Below are 26398 nucleotides of genomic sequence, written 5' to 3' on the forward strand. Positions count from 1 at the left end.
AGGCAAAGCCGTTGATCGTTCCCACGCTCTGCGTGGGAATGCCTCCTGTGACGCTCCGCGTCACGCTGTGGGACGCGGAGCGTCCTGGGCTGCATTCCCACGCAGAGCGTGGGAACGATCAGGCTTCGGGCATCAACTGCTGCCGACACTCCAGCACCAACCGCGCACCGCCGCTCTGGCTGCTGCCGACCTCCAGCTTGAACCCATGCAAGTTGATGATCGCCGCCACAATCGACAGGCCCAAACCGAAGCCGCCTTGCTGGTCGCTTTCATCCACACGGTAAAACCGCTGGAACACCGCATCACGTTCCGCTGCCGGAATACCCGGCCCGGAGTCGTGCACTTCGATGCGCGTGCTGCCGCCGTCATTCACACCCCGCAAGATCACCTCGCCACCGGCGGGGGAGAACTTGATCGAGTTGCTCAGCAGGTTGGCCAAGGCTTCGAACAACAGCGCACGGTCGCCAGTGATCCACGGCAGCGCTTCTGGCACTTCAAGGCGCAGCTGCAATTCGCCTTCTTCGGCCAATGGCAGATAAAAGTCATGCAGTTCGCGCAGCAGCGGCAGCGGGTCCATCACCAGGAAACCCGAGCGGCGCTGGTGGTCTTCCAGCTCCGAGATGCGCAACAGCCCGCGAAAGCGTGCCATCAGTGTGTCGGTCTCGGCGATGGCGTCGTCGAGCTTCACCGCGTACACCGAGTTCTCCTCGGCTTCCTGCTTGATGCGGTACAGCTGCGCGCGCAAGCGTGTCAGCGGGGTGCGCAGGTCGTGGGCGATGTTGTCGCACACGCCCTTGACCTCGTTCATCAGCTTCTCGATGCGGTCGAGCATGGCGTTGACGATGGCCGCAAGCATGTCCAGCTCATCACGCCGGTTCGACAGCGGCAGGCGGTGGGTCAGGTCACCGGCAACGATGGCCTCGGCACTCGCCTGGATCCCGCGAATACGCCGCAACGGGCGGCGGCGCAACAAATGCCAGCCGGCCGCGCCCGGAATAATGGTCAGCGACAGCGCCCACAGCAGCGCATGCCAGATGATCCGGGTGACGCCGAACAGCGAACCGTTGGCCCGCACCAGCACCAGCCAACGCCCGTCTTCGGTGTGGGTGGCGACGGCGTCGCAGCTGTCTTTGGGCAGTTTGGGGTCGTCGGACTCGACGCAATTGGCCAGCGCGTGGATCTTGCCGTCCAGCGGCAAATCCGGCGGCACGGCGCGAATCGGCCCGCTCAGGGGGCGAAACTGCTCATCGAACAGGCCATAGGCGTCCACGCCCTTCATGTCGAAGGTCATGCTGGTGGTCAGTGCTTCCACCAGTTCTTCGCCGTCAAAACGCTGAAACAAGTGTTGGCGCTGCATCAGCGAGTGGCGGGACAGGTCGCCCAGGTAACCCGACACTTCGAAATACAGCACCCCCATGAGGATGCAACTCCAGGCCACAAACAACGAGCTGTAGAGCGCCAGCAAGCGGCTGCTGGAGGAGCGCCAGCCCTTAGAGGGGTTCAGCAATGACATAACCGGAACCTCGTACCGTGCGGATCAGCGGCGTGAGGCCCGGTGGATCGATTTTCTTGCGCAGGCGACCGATGTGCACATCGATCAGGTTGGTGCCCGGGTCGAAGTGATAACCCCAGACTTCCTCGAAGATCATCATCCGCGACAGGATCTGCCCGGTGTTGCGCATCAGGAACTCAAGCAGTTTGTATTCGGTGGGCAACAGGCTCAGCGGCTGCTCGGCGCGGCTGGCTTCGCGGCTGATCAGGTTCAGTTCCAGGTCGGCCACGCGCAGGGCGGTTTCGAATTCCTTGACCGTGCTTTTGCGCCGCAGCAGGACTTCGACACGGGCGGCCATTTCGTCGGAGGCGAACGGCTTGGTCAGGTAGTCATCGCCACCGGCCCGCAGGCCGCGCACGCGCTCGTCGACATCGGAGAGGGCGCTGATCATCAAGATCGGCGTCGACACCCCAATGGTGCGCAGGGTCGTGACGATGGCCAGGCCATCCAGCTCCGGCAGCATCCGGTCGAGGGTGATCAGATCGTAATCACCACTCACAGCACGGACCAGGCCTTCGCGGCCGTTGTCCACCCAATCCACATCCAGTCCATGGCTACTCAGCTCGGCGACGATCTCGCGGGCTGTTACGGCGTCATCCTCGATGGTCAAAATACGGGTCATAGGATTACCTGGTGAGCGATTCACACTAGAAGTGGGGTCATTTTGCCAAGAAGTAGCTGAATGTTTCCTAAATTAAACTTCATCTTGGCAAAACCACCACAAATTTCCCGGTTGCACACCTCCACTGTGGGAGCTGGCTTGCCTGTGATGGCGGTGTATCAGACACAAAATATCAACCTGGAAGACCGCTATCGCAGGCAGGCCAGCTCCCACAGTGAGCGGGTTTGCAGCGAGATTGCATAAAGCACGCCTGCGACTGTTGTTTCTTGCAAGTTGCACGGTCATGGGAAGTTCAAAATACTTAACCTGTTGAAATAAAAGGACTTTAATTTTTAGCCCGGCTGGCACGCTGCCTGCACTGTCTGTTTTGAGACTTGTAACACTATTTTTCCTGCCGGGAGCAAAACAACAATGATCACATCGTCATCCACGCTGCAAGAGTCAAGCGCGCGCTCTGGGGTTTCCTGGGGCGCAATCTTTGCCGGAGCCGCTGCGGCGGCTGCACTGTCGCTTATCCTGGTGCTGCTGGGCTTCGGCCTTGGCTTTTCGGCCGTGTCGCCGTGGGCCGACAGTGGCATGAGCGCCAAGGGGCTGGGTATTTCCACGATTATCTGGCTGGCATTCACCCAAATCGTCGCTTCGGGCCTGGGCGGTTACATTGCCGGCCGGTTGCGTGTGAAATGGTCGAACATGCATGGCGATGAAGTGTACTTTCGCGACACGGCCCATGGTTTCCTCGCCTGGGCCGTCGCAACCCTGGTCACCGCGGTCCTGGTGGTCGGTTCGGTCAGCAGCGTGGTCAGCGGCGGCGTGAAAGCCGGTGCCAGTGTGGCGGCAGGTGCCGCCAGCGGCATCAGCCAGGCCGCCGGCAGCGCAACCAAGGGGGCCAACAGTGGCGACTTCGACTACTACGTCGACAGCCTGTTCCGCGATGACCGCCCAGCGGCTGTGAGCGATGACGCGGTACACGGCGTGGTTGCACGCATCCTCACCCGCACCCTGAGCAACGACGGCCAACTGGCACCGGAAGACCGTACCTACCTGGCCCAGTTGATCAGCCAGCGCACCAACCTCAGCCAGGCCGATGCCGAAGCGCGTATCGACAAGGTCTACGGCGAAGCCCGTAAAGCTATCGAAGACGCCAAGCTCAAAGCCAAGCAAGCGGCCGACACAGCCGCCAAAGTTGCCGCCTACACCTCGCTGTGGACCTTTGTGGCCCTGTTGATCGGCGCGTTCTTTGCCAGCTTCGCGGCTACCTTCGGCGGTCGTCGTCGGGATGCTGTGGTGTACGTCGAAACCGAAAACTACGTTCGTTAATTCAAGGAGAACATCATGCGCTCATTACTACTGTGGTTCCTCGGCGTGCCGATTCCGGTGATCATCCTGATCGCGATCTTTATGCACTAAAACCTGAGCCAAGCTCGGTCCCCCCTGTGGGAGCGGGCTTGCTCGCGAAGGCGGTCTTTCAGCTATTCATGAGCTGACTGATACACCGCTTTCGCGAGCAAGCCCGCTCCCACATTGGGTTTTGCGCAGTGTCAGCCAGCTTGTGATCAGGAGGGCGCTCGCCACTGAAGTCATGATCACCAAGGGCAGTGAAGTGCCATTCGACATCAAGCCCGTCACCCAGCTGCTCACCGCCGTCAGGATCATCTGGATAAAGAAGAACAACCCCGACGCCGTCCCCGCAATCGCGCCATAGGGCTGCAGCACCGACAGCTGGCAGGCCGGAATCACCATCCCCACCGACACCATGATCACCACCATCGGCAGCACAATCGCCAGCCATTCTCCCGGCAGCGTGAGAGTAGCCACCGCCAGCAAAACGCTGCCCAGCACATTCAGGCCGATCCCAGCGTTGATCAAGCGGTCGGGCTCCAAGCGCAATACCAAACGGCGAAACAGGTTCGCCCCGAGCATGTAGCCGCTGATCGTCGCGGCGAATACCAGCGCGTATTCCGTGGCCGTCAGTTGGTAGCCGCGCTGCAACAGCGAAGACGACTCGCTGATAAACGGAAAATACGTGCTGTACACACAGCCGATGGCCAGGGCGTAGCGCAGGAAATAGCGGTCGCGCAGCAGTTGGCCATACACGCGCAGCAGGTTGCTCGGCGGCGCAGCGGCAACTTCGGTCGGGCGGGTTTCCGGCAGGCGGCGGTAAACCACCAGGCACAGCACGGCGCCGATCATGGCCAGCAGCACAAACAAGCCACGCCAGTTGATCAAGGGCAGCATCAGGCTGCCAAGCACCGGCGCGGCCATCGGCGAGATCGCCATGGCCATGGAGATCAAGCCCAGCAGGCGCGCCTGTTCGTGGCGATCGAAGTAATCGCGCACGATCACCCGGCCGATCACCGTGGTGCAGCAACCGCCGAGGGCCTGGAACAGCCGGGCGATCACCAGCACGCCGAGGCTGTCGGCCTGGGCGCAGGTCACCGTCGCCACCACGTACAGCAGCAGCCCGGCCAGCAAGACCGGGCGCCGACCGAAACGGTCGGTCAACGGGCCGCTGACCAGCAGGGAAATCGCCGAACCGAGGGTGTACAGCGTGAGGGTCAGTTGCAGTTGGCTGTCGCTGCTGTGGAGGTAGTCGGCCATGGCGGGCAGGGCCGGCAAGTGCAGGTCGAGGGTCAGGCGGGGCAGGGCGATCAGCACGGTCAACAGGACCAGCCAAAACCCGGTGGAGAGGGCGCGTTGAGTCATGGGAAGCTTCTTCGCTAACGAGTAGAGCCTGAACTCTAACGACTTTGTGGTTTAATCCTTTGAGCCACTTATTGCTTAAAGCACTGGACCACTTATGCCCCGAGGCAAAACCGCCGCCACCCTCGACCTGCCGCGCCCGGACTCCCTGGACGCCGGTAAACAGCAGGGCGCTTACGACGCATTGCGCGCCGCGATCCTCAACCGGCAGTTGCCGGCGGGCAGCCGTTTGCCGTCGACCCGCAGCCTGGCCGAACGCTGGCTGGTATCGCGTGGCACCCTGGAAGCGGCGTTCGAGCGCCTGCACAGCGAGGGCTACGTAGAGCGCGTGGCGGGATCCGGTACGCGGGTGAGTGCGGTGATCCCTGAGCAATTCATTGCGGCCCCAACGCCGAGCAGCCACCCACGTCGCCTGGCCGTGCCTGATCAGTCCGATGCAGGCGTGCAAAGCCACGTGCCCTTTGTGGCCCGGCGCCCGGATGCCGGCCTGTTCGACTTGAAAACCTGGGCACGCTGTATTTCCCGAGGTTTGCTGGCGGCGGGGCCGGGTGCCCTGGAGGCCGCCCACCCGGCCGGGTTGCCGGCGTTGCGCGAGCAAATCGCCGACTACCTGCGCAGTTATCGCGGCATGCATTGCGAGGCGGATGAAGTGATTGTGACCACGGGCATTCGTCACGCCCTTGACCTGATCGCGCGCACCTTGCTCAAGCTCGGCGACACGGCGTGCGTCGAAGACCCAGGTTACAAGCCCGCTCGGCGCCTGTTCAGCCTGGCCGGTGCGCGGGTTGAATCGATCCCGGTCACAGCCGACGGCCTCGACACCGCCCAGCTCCCAGCCACGGCGCGGCTGGCTTACGTGTCGCCTGCGCACCAGGCGCCGTTGGGCATGACACTGTCGGTCTCGCGCCGCCTGGCATTGCTGGACTGGGCTGCCCGCGCTGACGCCTGGGTGGTCGAAGACGATTACGACAGCGAATACAACTACAACAGCGCGCCACTGGCCGCGCTCAAATCCCTCGATTCCGGCGACCGGGTGATCTACTGCGGCAGCTTCAACAAGAACCTGTTTCCCGGCTTGCGTGTGGGCTTCATGGTGGTGCCCAGGGCGCTGCGGCCCGGGTTGTTGCGCACTTCACAATTGACCGGGCATTCGGTGGGCGCCACGGATCAGTTGGGCCTGGTCGAATTCCTGGGCAGCGGGGCGTTCGTGCGGCATTTGCGCGCTTCACGCCAAGCCTATCAGGCACGCCGCGATGCGTTGCTCGCCTGCCTGCCGGAGGGCTGCACGGTCAGCGGCCAGCAAGCGGGGTTGCATTTTGTACTGTGGTTGCCGACGGGCGTCGGCGAGGCGGACTTTTGCAGCCGCGCTGCCGCCGTCGGCCTGACCTTGCAGCCGTTGGGCAAGTTCTGTGATGAGGCCAGCCTGCCGCCGGCGGTGATCATCGGCTACACCGCGCTGACCCTGGCGCAGATCCGCTTTCACGGTCGGGTTCTCAACAAATTGTTAATGGCGGTTTAATGGGCGCTTGGCAGGGCTCGGTGTTTCAGGCACACCGAGTTGATGCTATCGCAGGCAAGCCAGCTCCCACTGCTGAGTGTCAGTCGTCGAAACCGACCTGCTCGTGAATCTCATCCACCTTCAATTCCAACCGATACGCCACGGCAATAAACAACGCCTGGCAAAGGCACAACGTGGCGCTCAAGGAGCGGAAGGCAAACGAAGAACCCTCATTCACCAACAATACAGCGTTCGCCCGCTTGGCCAGGGGCGACAGGTTGCTGTCGGTGATGATCAGGGTCTTGGCCTGATGATGCTGGGCGATGCGCAGGCAATGCTGGGTCTCTTTACCGTAGGGCGTAAAGCTGATCGCGATCACCAGGTCATTGGCGCGCACGCTGCGCATCTGCTCGCGATAACTGCCGCCCAGGCCCGAGATCAGGTGGATGCGCTTGTTGGTGTGCTGCAGGTTGTAGACCAGGTAATCGGCCACGGCAAACGAGCGGCGCACGCCGACCACGTAGATATTGTCGGCGTTGACCACCAGGTCCACCGCCTTCTCGAACGCCACATCATCGAGCTCCAGCCCCAGGCGCTCAATGCCGGAGAGGGTGGCATTCACGCACTCACGCGCCAGGTCGCCGCCGCTGGCCTTCTGCGACTTGTTGGCGATCATGCTGCGGATGCGCTGCTGGTAGTTCTGCACCGGCGTGGTCTTGTGGGTGTAGGCCTCGCGAAACAGCGCCTGCATCTCGCTGAACCCACTGAAACCGAAGCGCTGGGAAAACCGCACGATGGCCGAAGGGTGCACTTCGCATTCGCGGGCGATGTCGCTGATGCGGTCGACCATGATGCGGTCGCTCTGCTGGCTCATGTAGCTGGCAATGCGTTTGAGCTGGCGCGGCAGGCTTTCGTATTCGTCCGTGATCAGCTGCAACAGGCGTTCGGCATTGATCGGAGGGCTGGCGATCGTATCTTCCAGGGTGGTCTCGGGATCTGTGCGGGACATGGGCAATCCTTCTGGCGTGTTCGTCTGATGCGCTGATGGGTGACGCAAGTCTACAGGGTAGGCGCAAAAAAATACCTCGGCATCACGGCGCCCGTGGGCTGCTGAAACGATGCACGGCGGCTGGCATGCCATTATGCTGGCTTATTGGAAAAAATATTCCACTAAAAATAATTATGGAATAAATATTGATTGCCGCCGCCGGACGTTCTAGTCTGCTTGCACCAAGAGCGTGTGTCGTCACCACGGCGGCACCACGCAGGCTGATAAAAATAACAGGAGCCAGCATGGGCCAGACTCGTTTTGCCAGTGGGCGTCAATTGGATCTGATTTGCCTCGGGCGCCTGGGCGTCGACCTCTATGCGCAGCAAGTCGGTGCGCGGCTTGAGGACGTGTCCAGCTTTGCCAAGTACCTCGGCGGTTCCTCCGCCAACATCGCCTTCGGCACGGCGCGGCTGGGCCTCAAGTCGGCGATGTTGAGCCGCGTGGGCGATGACCATATGGGCCGGTTCCTGCTCGAATCCCTGGCCCGTGAAGGCTGTGATGTGAGCGGTATCAAGGTCGACCCGGAACGCCTCACCGCCCTGGTATTGCTGGGGCTTAAAGACCGCGAAACCTTTCCGCTGGTGTTCTATCGCGAAAACTGCGCCGACATGGCCCTGCGCGCCGAAGACATCAGCGAGGCCTTTATCGCCTCCAGCAAAGCCTTGTTGATCACCGGCACACATTTCTCCACCGATGGCGTGTACAAGGCCAGCATCCAGGCGCTGGATTACGCCGCCAAGCACAACGTCAAGCGTGTGCTGGATATCGACTACCGCCCGGTGCTGTGGGGCCTGGCGGGCAAGGCGGATGGCGAAACGCGGTTTGTTGCCGACCAGAACGTCAGCCAGCATGTGCAGAGCATCCTGCCGCGTTTCGACCTGATCGTCGGCACTGAAGAAGAGTTCTTGATCGCCGGTGGCAGTGAAGACCTGCTGACGGCGTTGCGCACCGTGCGTGAACTGACCCCGGCGACTCTGGTGGTCAAGCTCGGCCCGCAAGGCTGCACGGTGATCCACGGCGCCATCCCGGCGCGCCTGGAAGACGGCGCGATTTACCCAGGCGTGCGGGTTGAAGTGCTGAATGTGCTGGGTGCCGGTGACGCCTTCATGTCCGGCTTCCTCAGTGGCTGGATCAATAATGCCAGCGATGAGCGTTGCAGCCAGTTGGCCAACGCCTGCGGCGGCCTGGTCGTGTCCCGCCACGCTTGCGCGCCGGCCATGCCGACGCCGGCCGAACTGGATTACCTGTTCAACAGCCCGGTGCCCATCACCCGGCCGGACCAGGACGTGACCCTGCAACGCCTGCACCGCGTCACGGTGCCGCGCAAAACCTGGAAGCAGCTGTTTGTGTTTGCCTTCGACCACCGCTGGCAACTGGTGGACCTGGCGCAAAAAGGCGGCCAGGACCTGACCCGCATCAGCGACATCAAGCAGCTGTTTATCCAGGCCATCGAACGTGTGGAAACCAAGCTGGCGCAGCAGGGCATCGAAGCCGATGTGGGCCTGCTGGCCGACCAGCGCTTCGGCCAGGACGCATTGAATGCCGCCAGCGGCCGTGGCTGGTGGATCGCCCGCCCGGTCGAGGTGCAGAACTCGCGGCCGCTGGCGTTTGAACATGGCCGCTCGGTGGGCAGCAACCTGATTGCCTGGCCCCAGGAGCAAATCATCAAGTGCCTGGTGCAGTTCCACCCCGACGACGAGCCGATGCTGCGTCTGGAGCAAGAGGCGCAACTCAAGGCGGTGTACGAGGCGTCCCTGGTCAGCGGCCATGAACTGCTGCTGGAAGTCGTGCCGCCCAAGGATCACCCGTCGACCTATCCCGACGTGCTCTATCGCAGCCTCAAGCGCCTGTACAACCTGGGCATTTACCCGGCGTGGTGGAAGATCGAGGCGCAGTCGGCCGAAGACTGGAAAAAGCTCGACGAACTGATCCACGAGCGTGACCCGTACTGCCGTGGCGTGGTGCTGCTGGGCCTGAATGCTTCGGCGCAGTTTCTGGCCGATGGCTTTCAGCAAGCCAGCCAAAGCACCACCTGCCGTGGGTTCGCGGTGGGCCGTACGATCTTCCAGGAGCCCAGCCGTGCGTGGATGGCGGGGGAGATTGATGATGAAGGGTTGATTGAGCAGGTGCAGGCCACGTTCGAGCAGCTCATCAATGCCTGGCGCAGTTCCAGAGACTGAACAAGGCTTTTAGTTTGAAATGCAATTCAATGTGGGAGCTGGCTTGCCTGCGATGCGGGCGACTCGGTCCATCAGATGCACCGAGTTGATGCCATCGCAGGCAAGCCAGCTCCCACATAAAACAGATCTCAGTGCTATCTGAAAACAATAAAAGGTGCAGCCATGCCCGCAATCCGAATTGGCATCAACCCGATCTCCTGGAGCAACGACGACCTGCCGGCCCTGGGCGGTGAAACGCCGCTGAGCACAGCACTCAGCGAAGGCAAGGAGATCGGCTACGAAGGGTTTGAACTCAACGGCAAGTTCCCCAAAGACGCCAAGGGCGTCGGTGATGTGCTGCGCCCTTATGACCTGGCGCTGGTCTCCGGCTGGTATTCCAGCCGCCTGGCGCGGCGTTCGGTGGCCGAAGAAATCGAAGCCATCGCCAGCCATGTCGAGCTGCTTAAACTCAATGGCGCTAACGTGCTGGTGTACGGCGAGGTCGCCGACTCGATCCAGGGCTCGAAGGTGCGCCTGATCGAACGCCCGCGTTTTCACAGCGAACAGGCCTGGCAGGACTACGCCGACAAGCTCACGGAGCTGGCGCGTTTCACCCTGTCCCAAGGCGTGCGCCTGGCGTATCACCACCATATGGGCGCCTACGTTGAATCCCCTGAAGACATTGACCAGTTGATGAAACGAACAGGCCCGGAAGTCGGCCTGCTGTTCGATTCGGGCCATTGCTACATGGGCGGCGGCGAACCCCTCGAGGTCCTGGGTAAACACATCGACCGCGTCTGCCACGTGCATTTCAAGGACGTGCGCAAGCCGGTGGTGCAACTGGCGCGCAACCAGATGTGGAGCTTCCCTGACTGCATCGTCAACGGCACGTTCACGGTGCCCGGCGATGGCGACATCGATTTTGCCGAGTTGCTCGATGTGCTGTTGGCTGCCCACTACAAGGGCTGGCTGGTGGTCGAAGCCGAGCAGGATCCGGCCGTGGCGCCCAGCTATATCTATGCCAAAAAAGGCTACGACACCCTGCGCGCGCTGCTCAACGAGAGGACTAAGTGATGAGCCTGTTGGTCAAAAGCAGCAAACGCGGGCAAACCATGGTGGCCCTGGAAGCAGGGCGCCTGGAGTATGTGGGTTTTTCCGCTTATCGACTGAGCCTGGGCGAAACCCTGCCGGTCAGCGCCGGGGATCAAGAGCTGTGCCTGGTGCTGCTCAGCGGTCGCGTCAATATCGAAGGCGAAGGCTTTAACTGGCAGAACCTTGGCGACCGCCAGTCGGTGTTCGAAGACAAATCCCCGTTCGCCGCGTACCTGCCGCCCGGCACCGATGCGCAGATTACCGCCTTGAGCGACGTGCAGATTGCCGTCTGCGCCGCGCCCGGTGCGCCGGGCTTTGAGCCGCGCCTGATTCGCCCCGAGCAGTGCAAACGCAGCGTGCGCGGCAAAGGCGCCAACACCCGCTACGTGTGCGACATCCTGCCCGACAGCGAGCCGGCCCATTCGCTGCTGGTGGTGGAAGTGCGCACGCCGTCCGGGCACTCGTCGAGCTACCCGCCGCACAAGCACGACACCGACGACCTGCCGCACCAGAGCTTCCTGGAAGAAACCTACTACCACCAGATCAACCCGCCGCAGGGCTTTGTGTTCCAGCGCGTGTACACCGACGATCGCAGCATCGACCAGGCCATGGCCGTGGAAAACAGCGACCTGGTGGTGGTGCCCAAGGGGTATCACCCGGTCAGCGTGCCGTATGGCTATGAATCGTATTACCTCAACGTGATGGCCGGGCCAAAACGCGCCTGGCATTTCCATAACGACCCGCAGCACAGCTGGCTGCTGGACCTCTAAACGGTTTTGGACGGAGAACAACAACAATGAAGTCGCCGCTACGTTTTGCCCTTAACCGCATGGTCGCCCCCAACCTGTCCCTGCCGGACTTTATCCAGTTGGCCGCGGCCCTCAAGTGCGATGCCATCGAGATTCGCAACGACCTTAAAGGCCATGAAATCGAATACGGCACCCCGGCCAGCCGCGTGCGTGAATTGTGCGCGGTGCAGGGCATCAAGGTGCTGTCGATCAATGCGCTGTACCCGTTTGATGTGTGGAATGACGAGCGTCGCGCCCAGGCGATCAAACTCGCCACTTATGCCCGTGAATGCGGCGCGCAGGGCCTGGTGATGTGCCCGTTGAATGAGCGCGGCGATACGCGCAACGAAGCCCAGCGTGCCGCCGGTTTGCGCACGGCGCTGAGCGAGCTGGCGCCGATATTGCGCGAGTACGGCATCCTCGGGTTCATCGAGCCGCTGGGCTTTGAAGAATGTGCCCTGCGCCGCAAGCGCGTGGCGGTGGACGCCATTCAGTCGATTGGCGGCCTGGATGTGTTCCGGCTGGTGCATGACACCTTCCACCACCACCTGGCCAGCGAGCAGGAGTTCTTCCCGCAATTGACGGGCCTGGTGCATATCTCTGGCGTAGAAGACGCCGAAGCGCCGCTTAATTCGATTCGTGACGGCCACCGCGTGCTGGTGGGCGAGGGCGATATCCTCGGCAATGCCGCGCAGATCGACACGTTGCTCAGCAGCGGGTACGGCGGTTACCTGTCGTTTGAGCCGTTTGCCGAGAGTGTGCATGGGCTGGCGGATATCCAGCAGGCCATCGGGGCCAGTATCGCCCACCTGCAAAACCCCCGAACCTGACGCCGATTAACCTGTGGGAGTTGGCTTGTCGAATCGTCGCACCGCTGCGATGGCGGTCTATCAGTGAAAGGTACATTGCCTGACACATTGCTATCGCAGGCAAGCCAGCTCCCACATTGAAACAGTGTTAATCAATCCAATTGCATTCACACAAGGTGCAAGTGATGACCACAACAAGACTGACCATGGCCCAGGCCCTGGTGAAGTTCCTGGATAACCAATACATCGAAGTCGATGGCGTGCAGAGCAAGTTTGTCGCCGGTGTGTTCACGATTTTCGGCCACGGCAATGTGCTCGGCCTGGGCCAGGCGCTGGAGCAGGACAGCGGCGACCTGGTGGTGCATCAGGGCCGTAACGAGCAGGGCATGGCCCATGCCGCCATCGGTTTCGCCAAGCAGCACCTGCGCCGCAGGATTTACGCGTGTACCGCCTCGGTAGGCCCCGGCGCGGCGAATATGCTCACCGCGGCGGCCACCGCCACGGCCAACCGTATTCCGCTGCTGCTGTTGCCCGGTGATGTGTACGCCAGCCGCCAGCCGGACCCGGTGTTGCAACAGATCGAGCAATTCCACGACCTGAGCATCAGCACCAACGATGCGTTCCGCTCGGTGAGCAAATACTGGGACCGTATCAACCGCCCTGAGCAACTGATGACGGCGGCGATCCATGCCATGCGCGTGCTCACAGACCCGGCCGAAACCGGCGCCGTAACCCTGGCGCTGCCGCAGGATGTGCAGGCCGAAGCCTGGGACTACCCGGATTATTTCCTGCAAAAGCGTGTGCACCGTATCGAACGTCGGCCGGCGACGGCGGCGATGATCAGTGATGCGCTGGCGGCCTTCCGGGGCAAGCGCAAGCCGCTGATCATCTGTGGCGGCGGGGTGAAGTACTCCGGCGCGAATGCGGCCCTGCAAGCGTTCGCCGAGCGTTTTGAGATTCCCTTCGCCGAAACCCAGGCGGGCAAGAGTGCGGTGGTATCCAGCCATCCGCTGAACGTCGGTGGCATCGGTGAAACCGGCTGTCTGGCGGCGAACCTGCTGGCGCCCGAGGCGGACCTGATCATCGGCATCGGCACGCGTTATACCGATTTCACCACCTCGTCCAAGTCGCTGTTCAAGCATGCCGAGGTGAAGTTTCTCAACCTCAATATCAGCCCGTGCGATGCGTTGAAACTCGACGGCGTGCAAGTGCTGGCCGATGCGCAAGTGGCCCTCGAAGCGTTGGCCGATGCCTTGGGCGACTACCGTGCCGGCTGGGGCGAGCAGGTCCGCGACGCCAAGGCGCAGCTGGACGCAGAAGTGGATCGCGTGCACCAGGTGCAATACCACGGCGACGATTTTGTGCCCGAGGTGGATGACCATCTGGACCGCGCCGTATTACGCGAATTTATCGAACTGACCGGTTCGTGCCTGACCCAGAGCCGTGTGCTTGGCGTGTTGAACGACACCCTGGCAGACGATGCGATCATCGTTGCCGCCGCCGGCAGCCTGCCCGGCGATTTGCAACGCGCCTGGCGCAGCAAGGGCGTCAACACCTACCACGTCGAATATGGCTATTCGTGCATGGGCTACGAGATCAACGCCGCCCTCGGTGTGAAGCTGGCCGAGCCGAGCAAGGAAGTGTATGCGCTGGTCGGCGACGGCTCCTACATGATGCTGCACTCGGAGCTGGCCACTTCGATCCAGGAGCGACGCAAGATCAACGTGGTACTGCTCGACAACATGGCCTTCGGCTGCATTAACAACCTGCAAATCGGCAACGGCATGGACAGCTTCGGCACCGAGTTCCGCTTTCGTAACCCCGAAAGCGGCAAGCTCGATGGCGGCCTGGTGCCGGTGGATTTCGCCATGAGCGCGGCAGCCTATGGCTGCAAGACCTACAAGGTCAGCAGCGTGGAGCAGCTCGAAGCGGCCCTGGCCGATGCGCGCACGCAAACGGTGTCCACGCTGATTGATATCAAGGTACTGCCCAAAACCATGGTGCACGGCTACCTGTCGTGGTGGCGCGTGGGCGTGGCGCAAGTGTCCACCAGTGAACGCACGAATGCCGCCGCGAAAAAACTCAATGAACAGCTGGCCAAGGCCCGGCAGTACTAATAACAAGAGGAGTTGTGTATGTCGTTAAAGCTTGGAGTGATTGGCACTGGCGCTATCGGCCGTGACCATATCCGTCGTTGCAGCCAGACCTTGCTCAATAGCCAGGTGGTGGCGGTGACCGACATCAACCTTGAGCAAGCCGCCAAGGTCGTCGCTGATTTGAAGCTTGCCGCCGAGGTCTACGCCGATGGTCATGCGCTGATCAACTCGCCACAGGTCGAAGCCATTCTCGTCACGTCCTGGGGGCCGAGCCACGAAGAGTTCGTACTGGCCGCCATCGCCGCCGGCAAGCCGGTGTTCTGCGAAAAACCGCTGGCGGTGACGGCGCAAGGTTGCCGCAAGATCGTCGACGCAGAACTGGCCTATGGCAAGCGCCTGGTGCAAGTGGGCTTTATGCGCCCGTATGACGAAGGTTATCGCGCCCTCAAGGCCGTGATCGACAGCGGCCAGATCGGCGAGCCACTGATGCTGCATTGCGCGCACCGCAACCCGACGGTGGGCGAGAACTACAAGACCGATATGGCGATCACCGACACCTTGATCCACGAACTGGATGTGTTGCGTTGGTTGCTCAACGATGACTATGTGTCGGTGCAGGTGGTGTTCCCGCGCAAATCGAGCAGAGCCCTGGCCCACCTGCGCGACCCGCAGATCGTGCTGCTGGAAACCGCCAAGGGCACGCGCATCGATGTGGAAGTGTTCGTGAACTGCCAGTACGGCTACGACATCCAGTGTGAAGTGGTGGGGGAGACTGGCATTGCCAAGCTGCCGGAGCCTTCGCAGGTGCAAATGCGCAGTGGTGCGAAGCTGTCGAATGCCATTTTGATGGACTGGAAGGACCGGTTTATCGGGGCTTACGACGTGGAATTGCAGGCGTTTATCGACAGCGTGCGTGCCGGCCAGGTCGGCGGGCCTTCGGCCTGGGACGGGTTTGCGGCGGCAGTGGCGGCGGATGCGTGCATCGAGGCGCAGAACAGTGAGCAGATCGTGAAGGTGAGCTTGCCGGAGCGTCCGCACTTTTACGGCTAATCACAATCTGCCAGGTGGAATGCAGTCAGTGTGGGAGCAGGCAAGCCAGCTCCCACACTTGATTGGGTTTGCAATTCAACAAGGAAACAACTTATGCGAATCGGACTAGTCGGCTACGGCCACGGAGGGCGTTTCTTTCATGCACCGCTGATTGCAACCTTGCCCGGTGCGACTTTTGTTGGCGTGGTGACCCGTTCAGCGGAGCGCCGCCAGCAATTGAGTACCGACCTTCCGGGCGTAAAGGCCTTTGACAGCATCGGCCAGATCGTCGAGGCCGGCGTGGATGCGCTGGTGATCTCCACCACCCTCAAAGGCCGCCCGGCGCTGGTGCTGGAAGCCATCGAGCACGGCGTGGCGGTGGTCAGCGACAAACCCTTCGCCAGCAACGCCGAACAGGCCCAGGCGCTGATTACCGCCGCCGAGCGCCAGGGCTCGCTGCTCAGCGTCTACCAGAATCGCCGCTGGGATTCGGATTACCTGACCCTGCGCAAGCTGATCGACGCCGGTGCACTGGGTGAGATCACACGCTTTGAATCCCGCGTCGAACGCTACAGCCCGCAGGCCGTCGGCAACCCCAGCGGCGGCGGCTGGTTGCGTGACCTGGGCAGCCACTTGGTAGACCAGGCGCTGCAATTGTTCGGCCCGGTGGACCGGGTATTCGCGCAATTGCAGTTCACGCCGCAACACCCCACCCTCGATCACGGCTTCTTTGTGTCCCTGACCCACGCCAATGGTGTGATTTCCCATTTGTGGGGTAACGCCCTGCAAAACAGCCAGGCCCCGCGTTTTCGCGTCAGCGGCACCCTGGGTTGTTACACCGTCGATGGGCTGGACGGCCAGGAAGACGCGCTGATGGCCGGCAAGTCGCCGAAAACCGAAGGCGAGCACTGGGGCGCCGAGGAGCATCGACGCTGGGGCTGGTTCGAGCAAGGCGAAGAGCGTGAGCGCGTGCCGTCCGAGAAGGGCTGCTGGACGCAGTTCTATCGCCAGTTGCAACTGGCCGTACAAGGGCAGGGGCCGCTGCCGGTAGACGCCTATGATGCGCTGGAAACCACCCGTATATTGGACGCCGCACGCCTTAGCGCCGAGCGCCAGCAGGTGGTTTCGACAAAAATAGAATAAAATTCTAAAACAGGTTGATATGGAAATTATTTTCTAATACAGTCTTTTCCAGGTTGCATAAAGTACGTTCGAACTCGATTCGCACGGCTCAACAAAAACAAGATCAAAAACAACCAGGTACCGTCAGATGAAAATCTTCAACGCTGTACTGCGAGTTTTACGCCCTGCCTCAGCGCCACGCGGTCTGCCCCGCGCCCGGCCGTTCTACTTCTCCTTCCTTAATGTGCTGTGTGTCGAAAACCACGGCGCGCTGGTCTGCTGCATCCCGGGGGCACCGGTGGTTCGACTGCCTGCCGAACGCTGATAAACGCAACGTCCAAAAAACCAACAAGAAAGTGGAGACAGACCGTTCATGAAGACCCCGATCCGTTTTACCGCGCTGGCCCTGTCCATGTTGCTGGCCAGTGGTTTTGCCTCGGCCGCCGACCTCAAAATTGGCGTGACCATGTCCGCCTTTGATGACACCTTCCTGACCTATCTGCGTGAGGACATGGACAAGCAAGCCAAGTCCTATCCCAAGGGCGATGGTGTGCAATTGCAGTTTGAAGATGCGCGCGCCGACGTGGTCAAGCAACTGAGCCAGGTCGAGAACTTCATCAGCCAGAAGGTCGACGCGATTATCGTCAACCCGGTGGACACCGCATCGACCGCCAACATCATCAAGGCCGCCACCGCGGCGAAAATCCCGCTGGTGTTCGTCAACCGCCGCCCGGATAGCCCGACTCTGGCCCCAGGCGTGGCAGCAGTGGTGTCCGATGACGTCGAGGCCGGCAAACTGCAGATGCAATACATCGCCGAAAAACTCGGCGGCAAGGGCAACATTGTGATTCTGTTGGGCGACTTGGCGAACAACTCCACTACCAACCGCACCAAGGGCGTGAAGGAAGTGTTGACCAAGTACCCGGGCATCAAGATCGAGCAGGAACAGACCGGCATCTGGTTGCGTGACAAGGGCATGACCCTGGTCAACGACTGGCTGACCCAGGGCCGCGATTTTGACGCGGTACTGGCCAACAATGACGAGATGGCCATTGGTGCATCCATGGCGCTGAAGTCGGCGGGCAAAAAAGGCGTGCTGATCGCCGGTGTCGACGGCACGCCGGACGGCCTCAATGCGATCACCAAGGGCGACATGACCGTGTCGGCCTTCCAGGACGCCAAAGGCCAGGCCGACAAGTCGGTGGAAACCGCGCGCAAGATGGCTAAAAACGAGCCCATCGAGCAGAACGTGGTGATCCCGTTCCAGCTGATCACGCCGGACAACGTCAAAGACTTCAAGTAGCCCGCACACAACAACAATAAGCCGGCAGGGCGGCCACGGTCGCCCTGCAGTCGAGGTACTTTTCTATGCTCGCTCAAGCCACTGTCTCGCAGCCCCCCGGCCTCCAGCCCGCGCTGCCGGAAGAACCCTACCTGCTGGAAATCGTCAACATCAGCAAAGGCTTTCCCGGCGTCGTGGCCCTGGCCGATGTGCAACTGCGCGTGCGCCCGGGCTCGGTGCTGGCGCTGATGGGCGAGAACGGTGCGGGCAAGTCGACGTTGATGAAAATCATCGCCGGCATCTACCAGCCCGACGCCGGTGAAATCCGCCTGCGCGGCAAACCGATTGTGTTTGAAACACCGCTGGCGGCGCAGAAGGCCGGGATCGCGATGATCCACCAGGAACTCAACCTGATGCCGCACATGAGCATCGCCGAGAACATCTGGATCGGCCGCGAGCAGCTCAATAGCCTGCACATGGTCAACCACCGCGAAATGCACCGCTGCACCGCCGAGTTACTGGCCCGTTTGCGCATCAACCTGGACCCGGAAGAACAGGTCGGCAACCTCAGCATCGCCGAGCGGCAGATGGTCGAGATTGCCAAGGCGGTGTCCTACGACTCCGACATCCTGATCATGGATGAACCGACTTCAGCCATTACCGAAAAGGAAGTGGCCCACCTGTTTTCGATCATTGCCGACCTCAAGTCCCAGGGCAAAGGCATCGTCTACATCACGCACAAAATGAACGAAGTGTTTGCCATCGCCGACGAAGTGGCGGTGTTCCGCGACGGCCAGTACATCGGCCTGCAGCGTGCCGACAGCATGAACAGCGACAGCCTGATTTCGATGATGGTCGGTCGCGAACTGAGCCAGTTGTTCCCGGTGCGCGAGACGCCCATCGGCGATTTGCTCTTGTCGGTGCGCGACTTGAGCCTGGACGGCGTGTTCAAGGACGTATCGTTCGACCTGCATGCCGGTGAAATTCTCGGCATCGCCGGGTTGATGGGCTCGGGGCGTACCAACGTGGCGGAGACCATTTTCGGCATCACGCCAAGTTCCAGCGGCCAGATCACCCTTGACGGCAAAGCGGTGCGCATCACCGACCCGCACATGGCCATCGAGAAAGGTTTTGCGCTGTTGACCGAGGACCGCAAGCTCAGTGGCCTGTTCCCGTGCCTGTCGGTGCTGGAGAACATGGAGATGGCCGTATTGCCGCATTACTCGGGTAACGGTTTTATCCAGCAGAAAGCCCTGCGCGCGCTGTGCGAAGACATGTGCAAGAAGCTGCGGGTGAAAACCCCGTCACTGGAGCAGTGCATCGACACCCTGTCCGGCGGCAACCAGCAAAAAGCCTTGTTGGCGCGCTGGCTGATGACCAACCCGCGCCTGCTGATCCTCGACGAGCCGACCCGTGGCATCGACGTGGGCGCCAAGGCCGAGATCTATCGCTTGATTTCCTTCCTCGCCAGCGAAGGCATGGCGGTGATCATGATTTCCTCGGAGCTGCCGGAAGTGCTGGGCATGAGCGACCGGGTGATGGTGATGCACGAAGGCGAACTGATGGGCACCCTGGACCGCGCCGATGCGACCCAGGAAAAAGTCATGCAGCTGGCTTCCGGTATGACCGTAGTCCACTGACGAACCGCACAGAATAAGAAGGTGATTGGCTATGAACGCAATAACAGACAACAAGCCTGCCACGGCACCGGTCAAGCACCGTCGGCGTTTACCCACCGAGCTGAGTATCTTCCTGGTGTTGATCGGCATCGGCCTGGTGTTTGAACTGTTCGGCTGGATCGTACGCGACCAGAGCTTCCTGATGAACTCCCAGCGTCTGGTGCTGATGATTCTGCAAGTGTCGATCATCGGCCTGCTGGCGATTGGCGTGACCCAGGTGATCATCACCACCGGTATCGACCTGTCGTCCGGCTCGGTGTTGGCGTTATCGGCGATGATCGCCGCCAGCCTGGCGCAAACCTCGGACTTTTCCCGGGCAGTGTTTCCCAGCCTGACCGACTTGCCGGTGTGGATTCCGGTGGCCATGGGCCTGGGTGTCGGGCTGCTGGCGGGGGCAATCAACGGCAGTATCATCGCAGTGACCGGCATTCCGCCGTTTATTGCGACCCTGGGCATGATGGTCTCGGCCCGTGGCCTGGCGCGCTACTACACCGAAGGCCAGCCGGTGAGCATGCTCTCGGATTCGTACACGGCCATCGGCCATGGTGCGATGCCGGTGATTATCTTCCTGGTGGTGGCGGTGATCTTCCATATCGCCCTGCGCTACACCAAATATGGCAAGTACACCTACGCCATCGGCGGCAACATGCAGGCGGCGCGCACCTCGGGCATCAACGTCAAGCGTCACCTGATCATCGTCTACAGCATCGCCGGTCTGCTGGCGGGCCTGGCCGGTGTGGTGGCCTCGGCACGGGCTGCCACCGGCCAGGCCGGCATGGGCATGTCCTATGAGCTGGATGCGATTGCGGCGGCCGTGATCGGCGGCACCAGCCTGGCAGGCGGGGTAGGGCGCATCACCGGCACCGTGATCGGCGCGCTGATCCTCGGGGTGATGGCCAGCGGGTTTACCTTTGTGGGGGTGGATGCGTATATCCAGGACATCATCAAGGGCTTGATCATCGTGATTGCGGTGGTGATCGACCAGTACCGCAACAAGCGCAAGCTCAAGCGCTGATACCGAGTTACGGGCAACACCCATCCAATGTGGGAGCTGGCTTGTTGTGGCGAGCAGGCTTGCCCTGCGTTGGGCTGCGCAGCAGCCCCACTGGATCTTCAGTGAACCTGATGGGTGTATTCCCACTTACCACCATCAGTTCTAACCGTTTGTCTTCTATATAGCTCCACAACACTGAATTTCTTGCTATAAACGCACTCCGATAACCGTTCGCCAAGCCCGTCCTGGTGCCTTTGGGGGTTAATTGGGAAAAATTGCCTGTCTTTTCAGTTGCTGAGCCCTCAAGTCGGCCTTAGACTGCCGCCCCTCGTAAATTGAGTGCCGGGTGGCGCTTGAAATGGACGGCGCCTTTCCGAGGCCTGCGAAGGTCTGCCGGAACGCTCCCTTATTCGCCTTAATGCACGTATTTTTTATAGAGAAATCAATGACAAAGGAAAAGTTGCTGGCCATGCCGGCGGATGACTACATGAATGCCGAACAGCACGCTTTTTTCGAGAAGTTGCTGCAAGACATGAAAGTGGAACACCACGAGCGCATTGAGCAGAACCGCATCGCCATCGAAAGCCTGGACACCCCCGCGGACCCGGCTGACGCTGCCTCTGTGGAAGAAGAGCGCACCTGGCTGGTAAACGCCATCGACCGCGACCAGCGCATGCTGCCGCAGCTTGAGCGTGCCCTGGAACGCATCAAGGAAGATTCTTTTGGCTGGTGCGATGACAGCGGCGAGCCTATCGGCCTCAAGCGCTTGCTGATCAGCCCGACCACCAAGTACTGCATCGAAGCGCAAGAGCGCCATGAGCAGATCGATAAGCACCAGCGCCAGGCCTAATCCGCTGAAGTCGGGCATCGCAGCTGTGATGCCCGAAGAAACACCCGTTACGCCCCTGTCTATTGATCTGCTGCAAGCCCCCCACGAAAGGCCCATGGATAATGGCTCTATAGTGGCGTTTAATGCAGCAACAATAACGACAAACAGTGGGGTGACGACGATGGCTGGAGACGGATCTCTGATGGGCGCAGCAGCGCCACCGCAATCGGTGGTGCGTGTGCTGCCCGGCTGGCTGACGCCGCTTATGCAGAGCACCGCGCTGGTGCTGGTTTTGCTGGGCCTCTCGTTTGCCGGTTTGCCGCTGTACCTGTGCCTGCCACTGGCTTTGCTGGTGATCTGGCTGCCTGCGCTCAAAGCCCGAGTGCCGGGTGTCGCGCCGCCCCTGGCGATTGATGCACTGGGTGAGCTGACTCGCGATCTTTCCTACACCACCAGTCATAACGCGCTTTCCGCTGCCGGCGTGGCCTATTCGGTCAAGCAACTGGCCGCGCGCGTGCAATCGCAATTAGGCGCCGCCAGGCAAATTGTCAGCAGCGCCGAAGTGATGATCGACACCGAGCAAGTCACCTCTGAACTCAGCCGGCAGGCCTTGGGCGCGGCCAGCCAGGCGCACCAGCGCAGCACGGAAGGGCGCGAAGTGTTGGCCCAATCGATCACCCGCATGCACCAACTGCGCCTGCGCGCCAATGCCAGCCGAGAGTTGATCGAAGCGCTGAGCCAGCGCAGTGAAGAGATCCAGCGTGTGACCCTGGTGATCCAGTCCATTGCCAGCCAGACTAACTTGCTCGCGCTGAACGCCGCCATTGAAGCGGCGCGCGCCGGTGAGCACGGGCGCGGCTTTGCCGTAGTGGCCGATGAAGTGCGTGGCCTGGCCGGGCGTACGGCCACGGCGACGGATGAGGTCGGTGTGATGGTCGCCGATATTCAACAACGCACCGCACAGGTGGTGGAGCAGATTCGTCAACTGTCCGCCGACTTGCACATCGGCGTTGAGCAGGTGGAGCAGGCGGGTGAGCAACTGGAAAATATCGCCAGCCTGGCCGCCGACGTAGAAGGGCAGGTCAACGAGATCGCCCAAGGCACCGACACCAACCGCGCGCAACTCGACAGCCTGTTTCACGCGGTCGAGCAGATGCGCAGCGATCTATCGGTGAGCGACCAGCAGACGCGGCAACTGGCCGAGGTCGCGGTGCAGATGGAAGGGCAGGCCGAAACCATCAGTGAACGCCTGGCTGAAGTCGGGCTGGATGACTATCACCAGCGCATCTACGACCTGGCCCGTGAAGGGGCGAGCCGTATTGGTGCACAATTCGAGGCTGACATCCTGCAAAACCGCATCAGCCTGGAAGACCTGTTCGACCGCAGCTACACCCCCATCCCCAACACCCAACCGAGCAAATACCACACGCGCTTTGATGGCTATACCGACCAAGTGCTGCCGGCGATCCAGGAGGCATTGCTGCCGCGTCATGAGGGGCTGGTGTTCGCGATTGCCTGCACACCGCAGGGCTATGTGCCCACGCATAACAAGGCGTTCTCCCACGCCCTGACCGGCGATGCACAGGTTGACGCCGTGCAGAACCGTACCAAACGCAAGTTTGACGACCGTACCGGCATTCGTTGCGGCAGCCATCAGCAAGCGGTGCTGTTGCAGACCTACACCCGCGACACCGGGGAACTGATGCACGATTTGTCGGTGCCGATCATGGTCAAGGGGCGGCATTGGGGTGGCTTGCGCCTGGGCTATAAACCGGAAGGGGCCAAGGCTGGGCATTAGGATTGTTACTGTTTATGCAATGGAGCTATTCCGGGGATAGCTTTTTCCAACGTGAATAAAACCGTAGCATGGCCAATATTGTTAGGTAGCTAACTAATGTGGCGGAGAAGCTCCATGCAAAACAAGGTCGATGTCGCCGTAATGATCGGCAGCGGTGTTCCCGAAACCCTGCGTGCGCTGGGCCAAAAAGCCTGCTGGGTGGTGTTGCTCAACGGCGAGCAACGCGGCACGGCATTCGCCAGCCGCAGTGAAGCCGAGGAGTGCAGGGCTGCCTGGCAGGCGCTGATGCACCTGGAACAGTCAGACAGCCTGCATTGAGGCGTGTTATTGGGGCTGGTGCAGGCGCTGGTTCAGCTCATCCACCGCAATTGCCCATTCGGCGTCGTCGCGCAGTTCTTCCTTGAGAAACGCCGCCTGTTGTGGCGACCAGAAGGGTGCGTCGATCAGTTTCACGTCTTCAGGCAGCGGATGCGCGACGATAAACGCGTCGATGGCCTCGGGTGTCGAGTCCAGGCCGAGTTGTTCAAACAGGGTTTCAAGCGTTGGGATTGGCGCGTCCATGGTGGGATCTCCATGCAAGGTGAGGGATGTTGTGCATGTGAGGCCTTGGACGCGACAGAGTTCAGGATTTACACAGGTCAGGAATTGAGTGCACCTGAATCCACGGCGGACTTCAGCGCCTTGGCGGCATCTTTGCCGGCAAGGGCCGCAGCGTCGGCGGTTTTGAACCAACGATCTTTTTCGACCTGATGCGTGGTGACCGCGGTCAACGGTGGTTTGGCTCGCATAATGATCACCGCTTGAAACTCACCGTCTACTTCCCGCGCATCGCCATGGATGAAAAATTCGCCAATATCAAATTCCGTCACGTATTGCCTTCCCTTCAAGTTAACTGCATCAAGGTCACTGCACTGATGAATTGCGACCCGCAAGGGACACATTTCAATGGGCGGGTCAGTATGGCAGTAGTTGAAGGGCGGCGGCGCAGTAAAGTCACGCGGGTGACTAAACCATCGCGCCGTGAATTGCATTCAGGCTGGCTTCGAGCTGTTTGGCCAATTCACAGGCCTTCGAGTGCGTGCTGCGAAAGCCTTTGATCCTGCCGCTGGTCACTTCCAGGATATGAAAGAAATTGCGCCCGGCCGGTACTACTTGGTAAAGAACGCAATTGGAGTACCCGTTGGGGTTATGTAAGCAGTAGTATTGGCGCTCGTCGGGACATGATGAACGAGTGCGGGACGACATAACGGCGTGTTGACGTGGTTGCATGCTCAGCTCCTGTCGATCGATCTTGTGGACTTGCCAGCAGCGTTTCGAGTGGTTTTGAACCGGGTTGCTGTTTTAGTATTGTCGTTGGCAGCCGATGCCTGGTTCCATTCCGGGTGTTATGTAATGTGTAGGCTGTCGGAAATCGCGTTTTTTAACCGGGTTATTCTCTGAAGTGGGTCGGTCCGAGTTCTCGGGCGGCTGAACCTGTGATTTGCTGTGTCGCCTGATGACCTTGCATAAGGTCCATCGTGCATCTCTGTACTAGTCTTATGGCGTGGCGGCAGGTTTTCTTCAGCTTTTTACGAATGTGTGATCGAGCCGTAACGGCCGTTTTTTTGTGCTGCCCGCTCCGGCGGTCAGTGCCTTTTTTGATGTGGGGGCGTTTCCTTGGCAGTCAGTAATCTGGATATGCACGCGTTATTCGTGCTGGGTGATTTGCGCGCAAAGTTGGTCAAGCAGTTTCAATCCCGTTTCGTTTACATCACTGAACAGACGCCGGAAGGCATTTACATCGCCGAGATCGATACCGAATCGGCGCTGGTCGTGGATGACAAGCCGCGCCTGGAACTCAAGGTCGGTGACCATTTTCGTGCCGCCGTGTTGCCTAGCCGTGAAGGCGGCAAGTTCGAATTGAAGTTTCGCGACATCAAGTTGACGGTGTATGGCTTGGGCGATTACGCCTTTGTTTCGTCGACCGAAGGCCAGGGCATCGTGTTCAAGGAAGGCCACAGCGTGATGCTGGTGTTCGCCGCCAATGAACAGTTGCAGGAAGGCTTGACCAAAACCCTCAAGGCCGTGACCGGCAAGGCCGCCAAATGGCGCAAGGGTGAACTGGTGACGTTCAAGGCCAGTGAGTAACTGCTAAACGCCACGTGTATTCTTGCTCTCCCGGAACCTCTACTACAGTTGAGTTGACTTAACTATTCAGAGGCTTCGCGCATCCGCAGCAAAGCCGCCCGCTATGGCTGTGAAAATGCGAGGTGCAAAGGCATGAAAGGATTGAGAACCCGGGTGGTTGCGGCTGCGGCTGCGGCGCTGACGACCATGAGTCTGTCGTGGCCGGTATCGGCTGCGCAAACGCCGGTGCACTTTGCCGACCTGAACTGGGAAAGCGGCAGCCTGATCACCGAGGTGCTGCGCTTTATCGTCGAAAAGGGCTATGACCTGCCCACCGATACGTTGCCCGGTACCACCATCACCCTGGAAACCGCGCTGGCGAAAAATGACATCCAGGTGATCGGCGAAGAATGGGCCGGCCGCAGCCCGGTGTGGATCAAGGCCGAAGCCGAAGGCAAAGTCATCGGCCTGGGTGATACGGTCAAGGGCGCCACCGAAGGTTGGTGGGTGCCGGAATACGTGGTCAAGGGCGACCCGGCCAAAGGCCTCAAGCCGCTGGCGCCGGACCTCAAGACCGTGCAGGACCTGGCGCGTTACAAGGACGTGTTCAAAGACCCGGAGTCGCCCGGCAAAGGGCGCTTTCTCAACAGCCCGATCGGCTGGACCTCGGAAGTGGTCAATGCGCAGAAGCTCAAGGCTTATGGCTTGAACGACAGCTATGTGAACTTCCGCAGCGGCTCGGGTGCGGCGCTGGATGCGGAGATTGCGTCGTCGATTCGCCGGGGCAAGCCGGTGCTGTTCTACTACTGGTCGCCAACACCCTTGATGGGCCGCTACAAGTTGATCCAGCTGGAAGAACCGCCATTTGACGCCGATGCCTGGAAGACCCTGACCGATGCAGACAACCCTAACCCACGGCCGACCCGCTCGTTGGCGTCCAAGCTGAGCATCGGCGTGTCGACACCGTTCCAGCAGGCGCAGCCGCAGATTGCCGAGTTCTTTACCAAGGTGCAGTTCCCGATCGAGCCGTTGAATAAAGCCTTGGCGGCGATGAGTGAAAATCACACGGCACCGCGTGAGGTGGCGCAGGTGTTCCTCAAGGAACATCCTGAAGTGTGGAAGGCGTGGTTGACGCCGGAGGTGGCGCAGAAGGTTGAGGCGAGCCTGAAGTAACCGCAGCTCTTTCTATCGT

General features: G+C 60.7%; 26 protein-coding genes. 18 read left to right on the forward strand and 8 right to left on the reverse strand.

The genetic code is table 11. The features are described from left to right. Window positions 1–118 precede the first annotated feature (118 nt). Together AOA59_RS25445 and AOA59_RS25450 are read right to left on the reverse strand one after the other, a co-directional pair. Window positions 119–1513, reverse strand: coding sequence for a HAMP domain-containing sensor histidine kinase (locus AOA59_RS25445; RefSeq protein ID WP_058421805.1), 1395 nt, complete (start codon window positions 1511–1513; stop codon window positions 119–121). Further along, the gene (locus tag AOA59_RS25450; RefSeq protein WP_003219726.1) at window positions 1491–2174 is read right to left on the reverse strand and encodes a response regulator transcription factor; all 684 of its coding nucleotides are present in this window, start codon (window positions 2172–2174) and stop codon (window positions 1491–1493) included. The genes AOA59_RS25445 and AOA59_RS25450 overlap by 23 nt, the downstream gene beginning before the upstream one ends. A 411-nt stretch (window positions 2175–2585) precedes the next feature. Here AOA59_RS25450 and AOA59_RS25455 point away from each other — a divergent pair, with 411 nt between their 5' ends. Then, window positions 2586–3491, forward strand: a complete 906-nt coding sequence (locus tag AOA59_RS25455; RefSeq protein ID WP_099489513.1) for a hypothetical protein — start codon at window positions 2586–2588, stop codon at window positions 3489–3491. A 156-nt stretch (window positions 3492–3647) separates the two neighbouring features. Here AOA59_RS25455 and AOA59_RS25460 read toward each other — a convergent pair whose 3' ends face one another. After that, entirely contained in the window at window positions 3648–4877 is a 1230-nt protein-coding gene (locus AOA59_RS25460; RefSeq protein WP_099489514.1) for a multidrug effflux MFS transporter, read from the reverse strand. Window positions 4878–4971: 94 nt separating this feature from the next. On the opposite strand from AOA59_RS25460, the gene AOA59_RS25465 reads away from it, so the two are divergent. Next, window positions 4972–6393 (forward strand): PLP-dependent aminotransferase family protein, encoded by a 1422-nt coding sequence (locus AOA59_RS25465; RefSeq protein WP_099489515.1) that lies wholly within the window; start codon window positions 4972–4974, stop codon window positions 6391–6393. Window positions 6394–6472: 79 nt separating this feature from the next. Here the strand turns inward: AOA59_RS25465 and AOA59_RS25470 are convergent, their stop codons facing one another. Then, the gene (locus AOA59_RS25470; RefSeq protein WP_017136418.1) at window positions 6473–7381 is read right to left on the reverse strand and encodes a MurR/RpiR family transcriptional regulator; all 909 of its coding nucleotides are present in this window, start codon (window positions 7379–7381) and stop codon (window positions 6473–6475) included. Between the two features lie 82 nt (window positions 7382–7463). Continuing rightward, window positions 7464–7667 (reverse strand): hypothetical protein, encoded by a 204-nt coding sequence (locus tag AOA59_RS32110; RefSeq protein ID WP_143522811.1) that lies wholly within the window; start codon window positions 7665–7667, stop codon window positions 7464–7466. Here AOA59_RS32110 and iolC point away from each other — a divergent pair. The 14 genes from iolC to AOA59_RS25535 all read left to right on the forward strand — a co-directional run bounded on the left by iolC (window position 7666) and on the right by AOA59_RS25535 (window position 23418). Beyond that, window positions 7666–9603 (forward strand): 5-dehydro-2-deoxygluconokinase, encoded by a 1938-nt coding sequence (gene iolC, locus AOA59_RS25475; RefSeq protein ID WP_099489516.1) that lies wholly within the window; start codon window positions 7666–7668, stop codon window positions 9601–9603. The genes AOA59_RS32110 and iolC overlap by 2 nt on opposite strands. Window positions 9604–9765: 162 nt before the next feature. After that, window positions 9766–10656 carry a myo-inosose-2 dehydratase gene (gene iolE / locus AOA59_RS25480; protein ID WP_099489517.1) on the forward strand — a complete coding sequence of 297 codons (891 nt, stop codon included), beginning with the start codon at window positions 9766–9768 and terminating at the stop codon, window positions 10654–10656. Next, entirely contained in the window at window positions 10656–11444 is a 789-nt protein-coding gene (iolB, locus tag AOA59_RS25485; protein WP_099489518.1) for a 5-deoxy-glucuronate isomerase, read from the forward strand. The genes iolE and iolB overlap by 1 nt, the downstream gene beginning before the upstream one ends. A gap of 26 nt (window positions 11445–11470) precedes the next feature. Continuing rightward, complete coding sequence (locus tag AOA59_RS25490; RefSeq protein ID WP_099489519.1) at window positions 11471–12292, forward strand: TIM barrel protein; 822 nt, start codon at window positions 11471–11473, stop codon at window positions 12290–12292. 164 nt (window positions 12293–12456) lie between these two features. Then, window positions 12457–14388, forward strand: a complete 1932-nt coding sequence (gene iolD, locus AOA59_RS25495; RefSeq protein ID WP_099489520.1) for a 3D-(3,5/4)-trihydroxycyclohexane-1,2-dione acylhydrolase (decyclizing) — start codon at window positions 12457–12459, stop codon at window positions 14386–14388. 18 nt (window positions 14389–14406) lie between these two features. Beyond that, a complete protein-coding gene (locus tag AOA59_RS25500; RefSeq protein ID WP_099489521.1) occupies window positions 14407–15417 on the forward strand; it encodes a Gfo/Idh/MocA family protein in 1011 nt (336 codons plus the stop codon). Window positions 15418–15510: 93 nt separating this feature from the next. Next, window positions 15511–16539, forward strand: coding sequence for a Gfo/Idh/MocA family oxidoreductase (locus AOA59_RS25505; RefSeq protein ID WP_099489522.1), 1029 nt, complete (start codon window positions 15511–15513; stop codon window positions 16537–16539). A gap of 127 nt (window positions 16540–16666) precedes the next feature. Next, complete coding sequence (locus AOA59_RS32730) at window positions 16667–16843, forward strand: hypothetical protein (RefSeq protein WP_163005443.1); 177 nt, start codon at window positions 16667–16669, stop codon at window positions 16841–16843. Between the two features lie 48 nt (window positions 16844–16891). Then, window positions 16892–17821 (forward strand): sugar ABC transporter substrate-binding protein, encoded by a 930-nt coding sequence (locus AOA59_RS25510; protein WP_065931775.1) that lies wholly within the window; start codon window positions 16892–16894, stop codon window positions 17819–17821. A gap of 65 nt (window positions 17822–17886) precedes the next feature. Further along, a complete protein-coding gene (locus AOA59_RS25515) occupies window positions 17887–19440 on the forward strand; it encodes a sugar ABC transporter ATP-binding protein (protein WP_065931774.1) in 1554 nt (517 codons plus the stop codon). A gap of 31 nt (window positions 19441–19471) precedes the next feature. Next, window positions 19472–20494, forward strand: a complete 1023-nt coding sequence (locus AOA59_RS25520; RefSeq protein ID WP_026013640.1) for an ABC transporter permease — start codon at window positions 19472–19474, stop codon at window positions 20492–20494. 424 nt (window positions 20495–20918) lie between these two features. Then, on the forward strand, window positions 20919–21323 hold the full coding sequence (locus AOA59_RS25525) for a TraR/DksA C4-type zinc finger protein (RefSeq protein WP_003191666.1): 405 nt from the start codon (window positions 20919–20921) through the stop codon (window positions 21321–21323). Window positions 21324–21867: 544 nt separating this feature from the next. Beyond that, complete coding sequence (locus AOA59_RS25530; RefSeq protein WP_371919089.1) at window positions 21868–23100, forward strand: methyl-accepting chemotaxis protein; 1233 nt, start codon at window positions 21868–21870, stop codon at window positions 23098–23100. A gap of 114 nt (window positions 23101–23214) precedes the next feature. Further along, entirely contained in the window at window positions 23215–23418 is a 204-nt protein-coding gene (locus AOA59_RS25535) for a hypothetical protein (protein WP_017136429.1), read from the forward strand. A 6-nt stretch (window positions 23419–23424) separates the two neighbouring features. Here AOA59_RS25535 and AOA59_RS25540 read toward each other — a convergent pair whose 3' ends face one another. From AOA59_RS25540 to AOA59_RS25550, 3 genes are all read right to left on the reverse strand, one after another. Then, window positions 23425–23661 carry a DUF2789 domain-containing protein gene (locus tag AOA59_RS25540; RefSeq protein ID WP_065931772.1) on the reverse strand — a complete coding sequence of 79 codons (237 nt, stop codon included), beginning with the start codon at window positions 23659–23661 and terminating at the stop codon, window positions 23425–23427. 77 nt (window positions 23662–23738) lie between these two features. After that, window positions 23739–23969 carry a hypothetical protein gene (locus AOA59_RS25545; protein ID WP_099489524.1) on the reverse strand — a complete coding sequence of 77 codons (231 nt, stop codon included), beginning with the start codon at window positions 23967–23969 and terminating at the stop codon, window positions 23739–23741. Window positions 23970–24105: 136 nt separating this feature from the next. Then, window positions 24106–24369 carry a hypothetical protein gene (locus AOA59_RS25550; protein ID WP_065931770.1) on the reverse strand — a complete coding sequence of 88 codons (264 nt, stop codon included), beginning with the start codon at window positions 24367–24369 and terminating at the stop codon, window positions 24106–24108. Between the two features lie 408 nt (window positions 24370–24777). Between AOA59_RS25550 and AOA59_RS25555 the strand changes: the two genes are divergently transcribed. Together AOA59_RS25555 and AOA59_RS25560 are read left to right on the forward strand one after the other, a co-directional pair. Then, window positions 24778–25227 (forward strand): hypothetical protein, encoded by a 450-nt coding sequence (locus tag AOA59_RS25555; protein ID WP_050547738.1) that lies wholly within the window; start codon window positions 24778–24780, stop codon window positions 25225–25227. A gap of 132 nt (window positions 25228–25359) precedes the next feature. After that, complete coding sequence (locus AOA59_RS25560) at window positions 25360–26379, forward strand: ABC transporter substrate-binding protein (protein ID WP_099489525.1); 1020 nt, start codon at window positions 25360–25362, stop codon at window positions 26377–26379. Window positions 26380–26398: the final 19 nt, after the last annotated feature.

The sequence above is a fragment of the Pseudomonas sp. 2822-15 genome, from assembly GCF_002742515.1.
GTDB classification, from domain to species: domain Bacteria; phylum Pseudomonadota; class Gammaproteobacteria; order Pseudomonadales; family Pseudomonadaceae; genus Aquipseudomonas; species Aquipseudomonas salomonii.